Annotated in this window: 14 protein-coding genes; 3 read left to right on the top strand and 11 right to left on the bottom strand. The window is 50.8% G+C overall.

All coding sequences use genetic code 11. From position 1 onward, the window contains the following. The first annotated feature begins 225 nt into the window (after window positions 1–225). The gene (locus DEF47_RS06160; protein WP_012190607.1) at window positions 226–2040 is read left to right on the top strand and encodes an ABC transporter ATP-binding protein; all 1815 of its coding nucleotides are present in this window, start codon (window positions 226–228) and stop codon (window positions 2038–2040) included. A gap of 323 nt (window positions 2041–2363) precedes the next feature. Here DEF47_RS06160 and DEF47_RS06155 read toward each other — a convergent pair whose 3' ends face one another. The 5 genes from DEF47_RS06155 to DEF47_RS06135 all read right to left on the bottom strand — a co-directional run bounded on the left by DEF47_RS06155 (window position 2364) and on the right by DEF47_RS06135 (window position 6709). Further along, the gene (locus tag DEF47_RS06155) at window positions 2364–2885 is read right to left on the bottom strand and encodes a cysteine hydrolase family protein (protein WP_012190606.1); all 522 of its coding nucleotides are present in this window, start codon (window positions 2883–2885) and stop codon (window positions 2364–2366) included. Further along, the gene (locus DEF47_RS06150) at window positions 2885–4738 is read right to left on the bottom strand and encodes an SUMF1/EgtB/PvdO family nonheme iron enzyme (RefSeq protein ID WP_287045028.1); all 1854 of its coding nucleotides are present in this window, start codon (window positions 4736–4738) and stop codon (window positions 2885–2887) included. The genes DEF47_RS06155 and DEF47_RS06150 overlap by 1 nt, the downstream gene beginning before the upstream one ends. Before the next feature lie 133 nt (window positions 4739–4871). After that, window positions 4872–5468: a LysE family translocator gene (locus DEF47_RS06145; protein ID WP_012190604.1), complete on the bottom strand. Its 597-nt coding sequence runs from the start codon at window positions 5466–5468 to the stop codon at window positions 4872–4874. Between the two features lie 15 nt (window positions 5469–5483). Further along, window positions 5484–5987 carry a hypothetical protein gene (locus DEF47_RS06140; RefSeq protein WP_012190603.1) on the bottom strand — a complete coding sequence of 168 codons (504 nt, stop codon included), beginning with the start codon at window positions 5985–5987 and terminating at the stop codon, window positions 5484–5486. 8 nt (window positions 5988–5995) lie between these two features. Then, window positions 5996–6709, bottom strand: a complete 714-nt coding sequence (locus DEF47_RS06135; protein ID WP_012190602.1) for a site-2 protease family protein — start codon at window positions 6707–6709, stop codon at window positions 5996–5998. 313 nt (window positions 6710–7022) lie between these two features. Between DEF47_RS06135 and DEF47_RS06130 the strand changes: the two genes are divergently transcribed. Continuing rightward, complete coding sequence (locus tag DEF47_RS06130; RefSeq protein WP_012190601.1) at window positions 7023–7802, top strand: HAD-IIA family hydrolase; 780 nt, start codon at window positions 7023–7025, stop codon at window positions 7800–7802. On the opposite strand, the gene DEF47_RS06125 is transcribed toward DEF47_RS06130, so the two are convergent. From DEF47_RS06125 to DEF47_RS06100, 6 genes are all read right to left on the bottom strand, one after another. After that, window positions 7799–8218: a hotdog fold thioesterase gene (locus DEF47_RS06125; protein ID WP_012190600.1), complete on the bottom strand. Its 420-nt coding sequence runs from the start codon at window positions 8216–8218 to the stop codon at window positions 7799–7801. The two genes, DEF47_RS06130 and DEF47_RS06125, sit on opposite strands and share 4 nt — an antisense overlap. Continuing rightward, window positions 8215–9591 carry an ATP-binding protein gene (locus DEF47_RS06120; protein WP_012190599.1) on the bottom strand — a complete coding sequence of 459 codons (1377 nt, stop codon included), beginning with the start codon at window positions 9589–9591 and terminating at the stop codon, window positions 8215–8217. Before DEF47_RS06120 ends, DEF47_RS06125 begins: the two co-directional genes overlap by 4 nt. A 3-nt stretch (window positions 9592–9594) precedes the next feature. Continuing rightward, on the bottom strand, window positions 9595–10278 hold the full coding sequence (locus DEF47_RS06115; protein ID WP_012190598.1) for a response regulator transcription factor: 684 nt from the start codon (window positions 10276–10278) through the stop codon (window positions 9595–9597). A 64-nt stretch (window positions 10279–10342) separates the two neighbouring features. Next, window positions 10343–10765: a hypothetical protein gene (locus DEF47_RS06110; protein WP_012190597.1), complete on the bottom strand. Its 423-nt coding sequence runs from the start codon at window positions 10763–10765 to the stop codon at window positions 10343–10345. Between the two features lie 252 nt (window positions 10766–11017). Beyond that, window positions 11018–12307: a DUF1501 domain-containing protein gene (locus DEF47_RS06105; RefSeq protein WP_012190596.1), complete on the bottom strand. Its 1290-nt coding sequence runs from the start codon at window positions 12305–12307 to the stop codon at window positions 11018–11020. A gap of 9 nt (window positions 12308–12316) precedes the next feature. Continuing rightward, window positions 12317–13984 carry a DUF1800 domain-containing protein gene (locus DEF47_RS06100; RefSeq protein ID WP_012190595.1) on the bottom strand — a complete coding sequence of 556 codons (1668 nt, stop codon included), beginning with the start codon at window positions 13982–13984 and terminating at the stop codon, window positions 12317–12319. 246 nt (window positions 13985–14230) lie between these two features. Between DEF47_RS06100 and DEF47_RS06095 the strand changes: the two genes are divergently transcribed. Further along, window positions 14231–14881 (top strand): class I SAM-dependent methyltransferase, encoded by a 651-nt coding sequence (locus tag DEF47_RS06095; protein ID WP_012190594.1) that lies wholly within the window; start codon window positions 14231–14233, stop codon window positions 14879–14881. Window positions 14882–15197: the final 316 nt, after the last annotated feature.

The following is a 15197-nucleotide window of genomic DNA, read 5'->3' as shown; positions in this document are numbered from 1 at the left end:
CGCCGCAGTGGGAGAGGGGTCGGGGGTGAGGGCACGCTAAACCTACCTCTGACCCCTGCTCCCTCGCCCCTTCATACACTTCGTGCGCTTCGTGGTTTCAGTAATCTGTTTCAATAATCCACCAAATTGGTGCGGATATCCGACTTAGGGCGGTAGTGAGTTGGGGTAAAATCAACGATACTAACAAGGTCATAAACAGCAAATCTGAGCTACTTGGGGTGAATTATGGGCTTTATTATGGATGGGCTTGATGCCGAGGCCTATGACCGGACGTATACCGATGGTCAGTTATTGCGCCGCATCATGCACTATTTCTCGCCGCAACGCCGCGCCATGGCAATTGCAGCGGGAGCAATTTTTTTGAATGCAGTGCTGGATACAGCCTTACCAATTTTTGTTTCAATCAGCATCGATCAGCTTCAAGTTGACCGCAGCCTGAGCACCTTTATTTATTTGGCGGTTGGCTTGAGCCTGATTGCCACCCTCGCTTGGGTTTTTAATGCAGTTCGGCAGCAACTTTCAAGCCGAGCTGTAGGCGATGTAGTTTTAGCCTTGCGCGAAGATGCCTGCGATGCGGTGCTTGAGCGCGACATGTCGTTCTACGATACCTTTCAATCGGGCAAGGTCGTCAGTCGGGTCAACTCCGATACCCAAGCCTTTTCGCAAGTAATGACCCTGACCCTCGATCTGCTCAGCCGCTTGTTGCTGGTCAGTTTGTTGATTGGCTACCTGTTTACGATTGATGTAAAACTCACTTTTACCCTGCTGGGTTTTGCCCCAATTATCTTTTTGTTTGCTTTGGGCTTTCGCAAAATCGCCCGCCGCACCATCACTCAATCGCGCCGTATGACCGCGACTGTCAGCAGCCATATCCAAGAAACGGTCAGCGGCATTGGCGTGGCTAAAACGTTTCGCCAAGAGCCAGTGATTTATCGCGAGTTTCATGAAGTTAACGAAAAATCGCGGAGCGTCAACCAAAAAACTCGCTTTGTGTTTAGCAGTATCTTTCCATTGATGAACGGCTTGGCAGGAATTGGCACGGCTTTGCTGGTTTACTGGGGCGCAGTTTCGGTCAATAACGAAAGTTTAAGCATTGGCGATTGGTTCTTATTCGTCCAAGGTTTGACCATGTTTTGGTTCCCATTGACCAGTATTGCCTCATTCTGGAGCCAATTTCAACTTGGTTTAGCCGCAGGCGAACGAGTTTTTGCCCTGATCGATGCTGAATCGAATGTGGTTCAAAATAATAATCGCAAACTCACGCCTGTGCGTGGCCGCATCAACTTCAAGCAAGTTAATTTCAGCTACACCCCCGATGAACCAGTATTGCGCAATTTCTCGTTGGAAATTCAACCAGGTGAAACGATTGCTTTAGTTGGGCATACAGGCTCAGGCAAATCGAGCATCGCCAAACTGATTGCCCGTTTCTATGAGTTTCAACATGGCACGATTGAAATCGATGGTGTCGATATTCGCGAGCTTGATCTTGGCGATTATCGTAGCCAACTGGGGATTGTGACCCAAACGCCATTCTTGTTCGATGGCAATGTGCGTGAGAATATTCGCTATGGCAAGCCCGATGCCTCTGATGAAGAAGTCCAAACTGTGGCACGCTTGGTTGGCGGCGGCGATTGGCTGGGCAGCTTGCCGAATGGCCTCGATACCGATGTTGGTGAGCGTGGCGGCAATCTCTCGCTTGGCCAACGCCAACTGGTGGCATTAGCTCGCGTGTTGTTGCAAAACCCCGCGATTGTAATTTTGGATGAAGCGACTGCCAGCATCGATCCGCTGACCGAAGCCTTGATTCAAGAGGGGCTTGATGTCATTTTGAAAGATCGCACAGCGATTGTGATTGCCCACCGCCTTTCGACCGTGCGCCATGCCGACCGGATTATCGTGCTGCGCAAAGGCGAAATTATCGAAACTGGCAGTCACGAAGGCCTGCTCGATCAAGCTGGTCATTATGCCGAACTGTATAATACCTACTTCCGCCACCAAAGCCTTGAGTATATTGAGTCTGGGGTGAAGAATGAATTATGAGCGATGAAGGATGAAGTTGAGCCACGAAGGACACGAAGATCGGGAAAATAGGGATACGTGCATAGATCAAAGAATATAGAGTTAAGTCAAAGGTCAAAAATCAAAAGGCAAAATCAGGTTTAGAATTTAACGCAGAGGCACTAAGAAGCCATGGTTATGAATTGATGGCTTTGAGCTAGCACGATCATAATCCTAAACATCTGTGCCAATCTGTGGCTAAAAAATAATCATTCGTGCAATTCGTGGCTAAAAAATTCTTCGTGCTCTTCGTGGATTAAATAAAAAACGCCGATCGCTGGGTTTCCAACGATCGGCGTTGCTGATTAAAATGTAATGTTGGTGGTTGAATAGACTTTGGCGAAATTGCGCAGCACGCTATTATGGTGGGCAATAATTTGGGCTGCTTTGAGGGTTTCGCCATCGAAAGTGCTATGAGCATCGGCGGCAAGGCTGACGCGAAACCCGCGCGACCAAGCTGCCCGACAGGTAGTATCAATGCACAATTCAGTTTGAAAGCCCGCTAAAACTAGCTGTTTGATCTCGCGCTGGCGCAGCATTTCGGCCAAATCGGTGTGCAAAAAGGCATTAGGTGTTTCTTTTTGCACAACTAAATCGCCTGCTTGGAGCTTACAAACCTCATGCAATTGCCAACCTGCGCTGCCTGGTGCATCAGGATCATCGGGGCCGCCATTATGCTGAACATACACCACCGCTGCGTTATTCTCCCGCGCAGCACGAATTAATCTGGCAATTGCTTCCAACACACGTTCACCAGCATAGACCGTTGCCTCGGGTGCGAACATATTGACTTGAACATCCAGCAACACTAAGGCAGTTTGTGTCATTACCAATCCTCGCGTACATCAGCGGCACAACGGAAGCCCACCTCAAAATCGGCATCGTTGGCAGCAGCTATGTTGCGATTCGCTCCGCGTAATGCATCCGGCGAACACGACCACGACCCACCACGGGTGACGCGCAAGCCAGCATTCTTGGGGAAATCGCGGCCATCACTTGGGTCATAAGGATAGCGCTTATAGGCCGTATCTGTCCACTCCCAAATATTGCCAGCCATTTCTGCTGCGCCACATGGGCTATCGCCCTGTGGTGAATACGCGCCAATTGGCACGGTTCCGCCAGCTCCGCCTTCCCGCGCATTGGCGCGATGCTCATCCCATTGGTCGCCCCAAGGATAAACCCGCTTGTGCCCAGTTGTGGCATCCCATGTTGCCGCTTTTTCCCATTCGGCTTCGGTTGGTAGGCGCTTGCCAGCCCAACGTGCGTAAGCTCGCGCTTCGTCGTGCGTTATTTCGACGACTGGATGATCTTCGATCATATGCGGCGGCAATGGGCCACCCCAATACCGTGGCGGTGTTGTTCCGGTTTCCTGCACAAAACGCGCATAATCGGCACATGTCACCGGAAAGCGGTCGATCAAAAACGTTTTGAGGTCAAGCCGATGCACTGGAACTTCATCGGGATCATTGCCCTCGCTGCCCATTGGCATTGGCCCTGCCATAACCCGCACCATTTCACGCCGATCACCTTCCCAAATAATGCCATGCGGCAAGCGTTCAGCACGCAGTTCGCTTGGCACATGTAATGGGCGGCTGGGTTGACCAGCATTGGTGGTTGAGCGCGGTTGCGTGCCGATGCGTGGTTGACTGATTGCCACAGGCGTAGCAACCGCATGCGCCGCAGCTTGCAGGGTTCGGGCGGTTGCCGCTTGGGCAATCACCGCAGGTTGGCTGATGCTGACCGCTTGATCTTGCTCAAGCACTCGTTCGAAGACCATATGCAAAGCCGCAGCACTCGGTGGGCGATGATCAGGCTCAATCGCCATCGCGCGATCGATTGCCCGCGCCAACAACACTGGAATATCGGGGCGAGCTTGCTCAACGGTTTGCATCGAAATGCCGCGCAAGCGGTTTGGTGCTTCGGGTGGCATCTTGCCAACCAACAAATGATAGAGCGTTGCACCCAAGGCATATAAATCTGAACGTGGGTCAGTGCCTTGCCCCAAATATTGCTCGATTGGTGAGTAGCCGCCCGAATATGCTTGGGCGGCGCGAGTTGTGGCTGAGCCATCGCGATATTCTTTAGCAATTCCCAAGTCGATGACCATCAAGTCGCCGTGGGGAGTCAAACGCAAATTAGCGGGTTTAATGTCGCGGTGGATAATTGGCGGCTCTTGGGTGTGCAAATAGGTCAGTACATCACAGACAATTTGACCCCATTCGGCCACCTTGCGCCATGAAACCATCTCTTCGGCTTCATCCATCATCTTTTCGAGATCTTTACCAGGCGCATATTCCATCACCAAAAACTGCGCCCCGCTGGGATCAGTGAAATAATCGGTGACTTTGGTCATGCTGGGGTGGCGCAAACGCGCCAACAATTGGGCTTCGGCCAAAAACTGAGCATGAGCCGATTGATCAAATTCATTGTTTTCTTTGATGGCGCAGGGCGTTTTGAGCCGCAAATCGATTGCACCATAAACCCGACTAAAACCACCAGCTCCAATAAAGGTCATAATTTTATAACGCTCTTGGAGAATCACCCCACGTCGCAGCGTGCCGCTTGCTTCGCGTGGAAGGTTGATAGCTGGTGGCGTTGGCGCAACCGTTCCACAATGCGAGCAGAATCGTGCACCTGGTGCTAGCAACATCTGACAATTTGTACACGCTAATGCGTTCATAACAGTACTCATCTATGGTTAAAAGCTTGGGTTCGTTCGATTATAGCATTATGCTCTCAAGCAAAGAGTGTACCAAGGTCAAGCTTTATTGCCACCTGAATGGGGGATAATGCCTAACCTGCTCAATTGCCGATCAGCCTAGATATTCAGCTATAAGTACTAGGCCCAAGCCAATCAATAAAACACTACAGCCGCGCATAACCCAACGATAGGCCGCGCCTTGCAAAAAACGCCGCGAACGAGCAACGATTTCGCATAGGAAAATTTTGCTGCCAATCAACAAAAGATAAAACACCAGCAAAAAACTGACAGTCGCCAACCAACTATGCTGACGTTGAATGCTAATCAACAATGGCCCGCCAACTGGCAGCCAAAATAACCATGGATGTGGGTTAAGCCAGTTGGTGATTAATGCCCGCCATAAACTAGCCCATGGTGCGCCACTCGCCTCAGTTGGTGGCTTGGCTCGCCATGCGTCGATACCCATCCAAATCAAAAATAGCCCACCAGCCAAGCCCAACCAACGATTAATGCTGGCTGGTAAGGCATTGGCTACAAACAGCGCGATCAAGATAATTGGCGCATCGGTCAATAACGGGGCGCAGGCTACCAAATAACCAGCGCGGCGACCATGCTCCAAGGTTTCGCGAATCACCAAGCCCAACATTGGCCCAGGCAAGAGGCCAGCCGCCAGCCCCAAGCCCAACGCCTGTAGTAGATATTCAATCACAGCCGATTCCTTGAATTAATGCTGATCGTCGGCCCAACGCAAACGGGCGGCCAAACCAGTTGGCGCATCGTCATGATAATGGCGAATAGTCGCGACAATGGTGGCTGAGCAACCAGCCTCAGCCGCCAAATCGGCTCCGAGCGGCCCATGATGGGCATAGCGATAGATTGAACGACACCACCAACGCGGCTTTTGCGCGGCCCAAGCATAAAATCGCGGCGCAAGCTGTTTCCATACCACCGCAATCCCATACCAAATCAACGATACGGGCCGACCTTGACGATCAACCTTACCAGTATCGTGATACAACGCCAGCCGCAGCAATTCGGCATCCTGCTCACCCGCAGTAACTAAGGTCGTATACACATCAAGGCAATGGCGTTGATCATACAGCGGCATGCGTTCAAACAGTGGATACTCGTGGCTCGCTAAAAGTTGTTGCACTAAGGCGCGTTCGGCGGGAGTTACCTTGGCGCGTAAAGCCGCCCAGAGTTGGCCTAAGCGCATCAGCGCACTCATGAAAACTCCTAGGCTTCAGCATGATCATGATTATGGCCAACGGCATGACAACAACCAGCAACGGGCAAAACGATCCGTTGGAATAATTGGAAGATCGGGGCAATCATGGCATCTAAAATCCGTGGGTCAAGATCAAGTTGACCAAGATTAAGCCGATTGATCATCCATGGCAACAGAATTAAAATCATCAAAATAATATTAGCTGGCCGCCGTAAACGCTCCATTGGCGTAGCCCAGCCTTGTGGCAACAAGCCAGCAAAGGTGTTAAAGCCATCAAGTGGTGGCAAGGGCAGCATATTAAAGGCCGCCAAGCCAATATTGGTTATAATTACATAATAGAGAAATGTATAGAGTTGCTCGGAAAGCCACATCCCACCATTAATATAGAGCGGGATGGCAAAGATTGAGGCTAAGAGTAAGTTGCTGGTTGGGCCTGCCAGTGAGGAAAGCGCAAAACCTCGTCGCCCCCAGCGAATCCGAAAAACATTGATTGGCACAGGCCGACCCCAGGCCATCGGGGCATAGCCCAGCATCACGAAAAACATCATAAACGCGCCCAGCGGATCAAAATGCACCACCGGATTGAGCGAAACTCGCCCTTCTTGGGCAGCGGTTGGGTCGCCTAAGCGCAAGGCCACAAAGGCATGCGAAAATTCATGGATGGTTACGCCTAAAACAATCGCCACCAAACGCATCACAAAATCATTCATATCAATCTGCATACAAGGCTCTCCCCACGAGCAACAGCATTATCAGGCTGTATCCTACCACGAATTAGCCCTGATTATGCTGCTGTTGTAGTTGGAAGATAAGGGTTAGCTATATTACAAAGCCTATAATTCCAGAGGCTTCTTTGATTGTCTAGTCATCCACAGATCGTCCTTTAGGGGGTGCAGGGGGATGAAAACACCCTGCGTCTCCCACCTTGAGGCGGGACGGAAGGGTGGTGAAATGGATAACTACTGGAATTGAGAACACACAAACCCTAAACTGATACAATTGCGGTCAGATCTATTTGAAACGAAGGAATGTACAATGCCAATTCGCGGATGTTTAATTGATCTTGATGGCACGATTTATAGCGCTGGCACACTTATCGAGGGGGCGGTGGCAGCAATCGAGCAATTACGGGCAGCTGGCTATCAATTGTTATTTTTAACCAACACCGATTCACAATTGCCCGAAACTTTGGCGGCCAAACTCCAAGCCCGCCAAATCCCGATCCAAGCGCATGAAATTATGAATCCGCTGCAGGCGATTGCTACCTATCTCGCCAATACCGACCCTAATTTGTACATTTTGGCTCCGCGAACGGTTAAAACATGGCTTGAACAGCAGTATCCGCCTAAGGCTGATCAACCAGTGAGCCATGTGGTGTTGGCGCATTGTGGCGAGGTTGATGGCTATGCAAGCCTCAACGTGGCCTTTCGGCATCTGTTGCAGGGAGCTGAATTTTTAGTGAGTCAGCCTGGCCGCAATTATTTAAGCAATACGGGGTTGAATCTTGATACTGGAGCGTTTGCGGCCTTGCTGGAATATGCCAGCCAAATAGCGCCAACAATTTTGGGCAAACCCACAAAAACGTTTTTTGAGCAGGCGATGCAAGCCTTGAATTTGTCGGCAGATGAAGTTGTGGTGGTCGGCGATGACTTAACGACTGATATTGTGGGGGCAGCAAACAGTGGGATGGCAAGTGTCTGGTTGCGCACAGGCAAGGGTCAGGATCAAACCTTAATCCCCAGCATGGCGCAACCAACATGGGTTTTAGCCAGTATTGCCGAATTGCCCGCACTGTTGGCAGAAGTTAATCGCTAAGCCTCAGCGTCAACCACGGCCACCGTACAGCGCGACACACAGATCAAGCGATCTTGCTCATCACTAATTCGTACTTCCCAAACTTGGGTGCGCCGCCCACGATGTAGTGGTGTGGCTACTCCGGTTACCACGCCGCTGCGGATTGAGCGCAGATGGTTAGCGTTGATTTCGACCCCAACCACCAATTGATTGTTGTGCATCACATTGGCCCAACCAGCCACCGAGGCCAGCGATTCGGCCAAAACAACCGATGCTCCGCCGTGCAGCAAGCCAAATGGTTGATGCACCTTGCGCTCAACTGGCATGGTTGCTACTACGCGATCCAAACTGACTTCGGTAAAGCTAATTCCAAGCGTGTCTGCAAGTGTGCCGCGTTGAAACTCGTTCATTGCGCTTACATCAGGCAAATCGGTCATACACCCTCCTTGGTGCTGATTGCTCGTAAAGCAACATAGAAACTTGAACCTTGGTTCGGCACACTGGTTGCCCAAACCCGGCCACCCATTGCGGTCACGAGACCTTTGACGATTGCCAAGCCCAAGCCTGTGCCGCCCGTATCACGAGCGCGGGCTTTATCGGTGCGATAAAAGCGCTCGAAGATCGTGGCAGCCTCGGTTGGGTCGAAGCCTGCACCAGTGTCGTGAACACCCAAAATAACTTCACCAGCACTTTGGCGGGCGGTCACGCGAATTTTACCACCTTGCGGGGTGTAGCGAACGGCATTTTGCAAAAGATTAACCAGCACTTGTTGTAGGCGTGATGGATCAGCATGGACCAAATCGATCTGTTCGGCGCTATCGTTGGCTAGCTCCAATTGTTTTTCGCGTGCCGCCAACTGCATACGATTGACCGCACGATTGACCACATCTTGGGGTTCTAGCTCAATTGGATTGAGAGTCAACTGGCCTGCATCGGCCAAGGAAAGTGTGCGTAAATCTTCAATCAGATGATTAAGTTGTTGTACTTCCTCGCCCAAGGAGCTAATCACCGCCGGTGTGGGCTTGCTCACGCCATCCTCGATGCTTTCAAGCTCAATTTGCAGCACGCTCAAAGGGGTACGCAATTCGTGAGCAATATCGGCAACCATCTGGCGGCGCACTTGCTCAGAGCGATGCAGTTCGCTGCTCATGGTGTTAAAGGCTTGGCTTAATTCGGCAATTTCATCGTTGCCCGAATCGTCAACTTGAACTGAACGTTCGCCCTGAGCCAGTTGATGCACGGCGGCAGTCAGGCTGCGCAACGGCGCGGCCAAGGTTCGCGCCAGGCCGATGCCAATAGCCAAGGCTAAGAGGGCGGTAATTGCTCCGGCCAACCAAATATTACGCCGCACCATACTCAAAAAATAATCTTCATCTGCGCCAAATTGGCCTTGATTGGGTCGCACAATCACCGTGCCAATCACCGTGCCATCTTCAGCATTAATTGATTCGCCACGTTCAATATCGCGTTGGGTAATGGTGTTGGTTGGTTTATTAATTTGGCCGCGTCCACGGCTATCAAAAACAATCTCACCAGCGGTATCAACTACCACGACATGGCGAAATTGCGGCGGCATGAACGGTCGTGGCCCAAGCTGCATACAACGCTGGCCATTAAAATCCCAGCTGCCAATAATTTGGTAGCAGGTTGCCAAGGTTGGCGCAAACTCTTGGGCTGCTTGTTTGGCCTGTTTGGCCGCAAGATCGCTAAAATAGCGATTGACGGTGAAGTTGGCCACCGCCGTAATCAGCAAAATTGCAACGAGGGCAACTGCGATGTGGGTTAATAATAATTTTCGTTGCAGTTTCATAGCTTATTCCGCAAATTTGTAGCCCACACCAAAGACCGTCAAAATATAGCGCGGAACGCTAGGATTTGGCTCGATCTTACGGCGGACATTTTTGATATGCGCATCGACGGTGCGATCATAAGCCTCGCCTTCTTCCCCCTGCACCGCATCAAGCAATTGGCTACGGGTCAAGGGGCGACCTGCTGAGCGCACTAAAGTTACCAATAAATCAAATTCGGTGGGCGTTAGGCTGGTGATCGGGTTTTGCTCAATCACGACGGTGCGGCGTTGCAAGTCGATCTCAATCCCACTTTTGCGCACAATCATGGGTGGCTCTAGCTCGCCATTAACGCGGCGTAGTACGGCTTTGATCCGAGCAACGACTTGGCGCGGCGAAAATGGCTTGGTAATATAATCGTCAGCGCCCAACTCCAAGCCTGCCAATGAATCGACTTCCTCGACCCGAGCAGTTAACATAATAATTGGCACGCTTGATTCAGCGCGTAAGGTACGACAAACCGTAAAGCCATCAACCATAGGCAACATCAAATCGAGCAAAACTAAATCGGGCTGCTCGCGCCGTGCCATATCGAGGCCAGCTTGGCCATCGCTGGCGGTGATGGTGCTATAGCCTACGCCCTCTAAATAATTTTGTAAACCAACTGCTATTTTGCGCTCGTCTTCAACAATTAAAATCTTTGCGCTCATACAAGCCTCCACTGGGTGATGGTTGTATTGTAGCCTGAACCCGTGAAGAATCTGCGAAGAAAGCTTATTTGCGCGAAAAAACTAGCCGTTTGCGTTGCTTGTTGCTTAGCACATTGTAGATAAACACCCCAAAATCAAAATGCTCCTCGTCGAGGCTAGCATGTTCGTTGGGCACGAGTGGTGCGATCCATGCTGGTGGGGTGTAACTCCAGCGCAAACGCTCATACACATGTTCATAGACAATCAGGGTGTTGGTTTCGCCGCGAATCACATCGGCGCTGGTAGCATCGCCAATTTGCAATTCACGCCGATTCAAGCGCAAAAATAGCCCGCGCGGAGTACGATAAAACACGACTGCGCTGCCAGGCAGCATACAAATCAAACCATCAATGGCGCGTGGATTGGAAATTTTCAACGGTGCTAAGATCGCGTCATCGGGATCAAAAAAATAATGCGAATGATATCGGGCAAACTCTTGCAAAATCATAGGCTATCTCGTCCATGGCAGTTGGCGCAATCAGCGTAGGTTGCTGGCAATCTCACACACTCGCCGCAACCTTTGAAGCTCTGATCAACCGCTTAGCTGCGCTACTAAATCCTGTCGTAATTGTATAAGCAAATGGACTTTTACGGATACCGAGGGCTTTTTACAATATATCCCAACATGGATTAGCAGCCATCCAAAATCTGGATGGCTGCTAATAACCCTATAATCGAGCTGTTGGACGCAACGGTGCTGCTAGCGGCGGGCCATTGGTAAATATGAGCGGAAGCCTGAAGTCCAATCAATTGTTAGATCGGTGCCCCGTACTAAGCCAAGCGGTTGATATTGGCTAATTTGTGGGAAAACCAAGCCTAAACGATTGTTGCGCAAGCGGCGCACCACAATTTCGCTCAAAATCGTGCGATAGTCGGTGGTAATCGCCAAATCAACGCCATGGTCGAGTTGGGCATTGGCGAGGCCTGGCCAGCGCCCGAAAATTCGCCCACCATTGACGTTGCCGCCCAAAACCATCGCCAAATTGCCATGGCCATGGTCGGTGCCAGCACTACGATTGGCCTTCAAGCGACGGCCAAATTCGCTCATCACCACAATCGTCAACTTGCTGTGGTAATCAACCAAGTCGTTGTAGAAGGCATGCAGCGAACGCGTCAATAAATCAAGTTGGTTGCCCAAAATTGGCACCTGCGATTCATGAGTATCCCAGCCACCAAAATCAAGCGTCGCAACTTGCAAACCAACATCCAGTTTGATCATCTGGGCGATGGCTTTGAGCGAATCCGATAAGCCCCCAGCAGGATAGGTGGTAATTGGCACGTAGGGATTGGCGGGGTTGCGTGCCTTGACTGCGGCGATTGAGCTAAGCAAACGGGTGGCTGGGCCATCAAGCAAGCTGCCAGTTTGGCTATAAATTTCGTTTAATGAGGCTTGTTGTTGCGCCCCATAGGTCGAGTAGCCTTGCATAGCGTAACGCTGCACGTTCGAAATCGTGACGGCATTCGGGCTGCCAAGCAACGAAGCAGGTAAAGCTGATCCTGTTGACATAACTGGCACAACCCCATCGGGACGAGTGGCAGCCATGTGGCGGGTCAGCCAACCTGTGCTAGTTGATTTATTGTCGGGCGTGCCACGTTCCATAAAATCCATGGCATCGAAGTGGCTGCGGGTGCCGTTGGTCAAGCCGCTAGCGTGAATAAAGGCCAAATCTTGGCTATCGTAGAGTTCTTTGAAGGCAGCCGCTTTGGGGTGCAACCAAAACGGCACATTGCTCAATGAACCTAATTCAAAGCCCGCGCCTGTGCCACTGCTTGGAAAGGTGATTGTGCTACGGGCGGCTTGAAAATTGGCATCATCAAGCGGCGAAACGATACCGATGCCATCGCAACCACCACGCAGAAACACCACCACAAAAATATCACGGTTAATATCACCTGGCTCGGCAAAAGCCAAACCACCCAGCCGACCACCAGCCATAGCTGCAATCGCGCTGCTACAGCCAACTACAAATTGACGACGGGTTAAATCCATTGCAGCCTCCTAGCGCGTATAAAATTCAGGGAGCATGCCGATCATATGCACAAGGCTGCTCAAGCGTAATTTAACGTCATTGGCGGTTCCAGTTGGTGGTTGATCGAGATTGCCATTTTGGCCCATCAGTTTGAGCAATTTGGTTTTGACCAAGGCTGAAGGTTGATAGCCAAGCATGCGCATAATCCAGAAATCGACGATTTGGCGCACGGTGGTGACGCTGCCCGGCATTTGGCCTTGCAAATCGAAGGTTGCAGGCGGGAAGTAGCTTTGCTGCAAGTGGAATAACAAGTTCCAGGTATTGAGCAGGGCGTTGCTGCTGCTCCAATAGCCGCTTTCGTCGGGGTGGCCGGTGGGTGTAGCCCAATTGAACATGCGATACCCCGCCAAGGTAACCCAGCTAAATAGCTCGGCGCTCGGTTTAACTTCGGCTCCAGTTGAGCGCAAATAGGCGGCAACAACTTCATTCGGGCGGCGAATCTTGCCACCCCATGTGCTCAAAAATTCGGGAGCTAGCAAAATTGTGCGAATGGTTTTCTTAATCTGATCAGGGGCTGAATAGTTGGCTGTCCATGTGGCGACTGCTTTATCTACCAGCGTGCTTGGTGGATTGTCGCTGACCAAACGGCGACACAGTTTGGTACAAAGATTGCGAATTGTGGCCGGATGTTGGGCTACAAGATCCAAAACCTTTTTGCCATGAGCTTGGGGGCCAGCATTGGCATTTAAGAAGTTGGCCAGCACAATCTTTTGGGCATTATCGTTCCATGTATCGAGATAATGGAATAAACCCGTGTTGGGAATGCCGCCTGTGCCATCGGCCACCGTCCAGCCTGTAAAGGCGCGGGCCGCCTCATACACATCTTGGTCGATATAGCCGATTGGGCGGCCTTGCGAATCGCGCGGTACTTCTTGCCAGTTGTCGTAGATATTATTGAGGTAATTTTGCGAACCAAAGGTGTGCAATTCAAATAGTTCACGGGCATAATTTTCGTTGGCGGGGCCATCGCGGCTGGTCGCATTATCAAGGTAATACAGCATGGCTGGGCTGGTGGCCACCGCTTCGAGAAAGCTGCGGAAGTTACCAAAACAATTGGCGCGAATCACGCTTTTGTCGTAATAGGGCCAAAGCGAAGAGATGCGCGTATCGCTATAGGCCCAGACATTGAAGTGATTATGCCAAAAATCGGTCATAATCTCGAATAGTTGCCATTTACTGTAGATTGCGCGAATCCAATTGGCGGCTACCACTTCATCGATTGGGCGAATGCGCTCAGCGTTGGCTGGATGTACGCGCAATTCCCATAATTCGGGCTGGGTTTTGTTGAGGGTAACAAGGCCACGCATTTCATCCATGGCCGGAAAGCCCGTGCCAGCGGCGTAGACAATGCGCAAGGTGGCGTTGGCGATACGGGTGTTACAATCGGTGTCGTTGTTGAAATTAGGGTTAAGCTGCTCATCGACATAGGCAGTTAAACCCATACTACGAACTCGGGCGAAATCGCCCGAACGTGCTCCGTAGGCCATGCGCGAGAGCGCGATGACCTCGAATGGCGGAGTTGCCATGGCTTCAGTTGTCGAGGGTTGCAGCGGCGCTGCCCCAACATCCTCATGAACGACTGCGCCTGTGGCCCCTAGCGCAGCGCCCAACAATAACTGGCGACGCGACAGCGACATACAGACTCCTTAAAAGAGCTAAAAAAATTAACCAAGGCCAAATGATAGGCGTTAGTCTAACGACCTTTAACCAAGGTTTTATTAATAGGATGTTAATTAATTATGAGCAATTAATATTTGAATCAAGTGTGAGAAGCGTGTAGGATAATCACCATTGTGATGCGGTTAGCCTATGCGCCCCTTTTTCTCGCCAGCAATTTGCTTGGGGCATCGGTTGCACCTTTGTGTGAGATTAAGGAGCCTACAATGGAAGCGACATTTTGGATCAATTCTTGGCAACAAGGCGGTAGTGCAACCAGCTTTCATCGGCGCGATATTCACCCGTATGTTGAGCATTTTGCTACGCCCGAATTTTTGCAGGGCAAACGGGTGTTGGTGCCTTTATGTGGTAAAACCAATGATTTGCGTTGGTTTAGCCAATATGCCGAGGCCGTGATTGGGGTGGAGTTGGTAACCACTGCGATTGAGCAATTTTTTGCTGAGCAAGAGCTTGATTACGTGCAACCCGACCCAACCACCTATGTTTCCGGCAATATTACGATTTTGAATCGTGATGTCTTGAGTTTAACCACCGCTGATGTTGGCAACATCGATTTAGTCTATGATCGGGCGGCCTTGGTTGCCTTGCCCCACGAGATGCGCAACCAGTATCGCGCGACGATCGATCAATTATTGCCTGTTGGCGGCCAGCAGATGATTATCACTTTAGAATATGCACCGCTGATGGCCACCCCACCATTTAGCATTACGCCGACCGAGATTGAGTTTTACTATGGTGAGCGCTATTTTATCAGCCATTTTGCTGCGCCCAGCCAGCCCGAACACCGCATGGTTGCTAAATTTAATTTGCAATTTCTCAAAGAGCATGGCTTTTTGATTACACGCTATCAGAAGTAGCGACGAGAGCTCAGGGGCTAGAAGTCAGGTTTTTAACGTAGAGGTGCAGAGTAATTGATGGCTATAGTCTTTGGGCTTTGGGCTATTGGAATAGGGTGTAGTGTTTTGTAATGGTTTATTGGGTTGGTAATGAAGTATATGCCCTCATCTCCAGCTTACAAGATTCGGTTGCCGCTGCGAACCACGGAATGCATGGTTCATCGGTGGATGTTTATCTCCCACTGATTGCCCTTGAGGGGGCGCAGGGGGATTAAAGCCCCCTGCGTTTCCCGCCTTGAGGCGGGACGGAAGGGTGGTGATCGATGCTGATTAAAAC

Origin of the sequence: Herpetosiphon sp., assembly GCF_003512625.1 — a bacterium.
Classification (GTDB): Bacteria; Chloroflexota; Chloroflexia; order Chloroflexales; family Herpetosiphonaceae; genus Herpetosiphon; species Herpetosiphon aurantiacus.
Note: the sequence above shows the minus strand (reverse complement) of the source record. Positions and strands in the feature narration are given on the sequence as shown.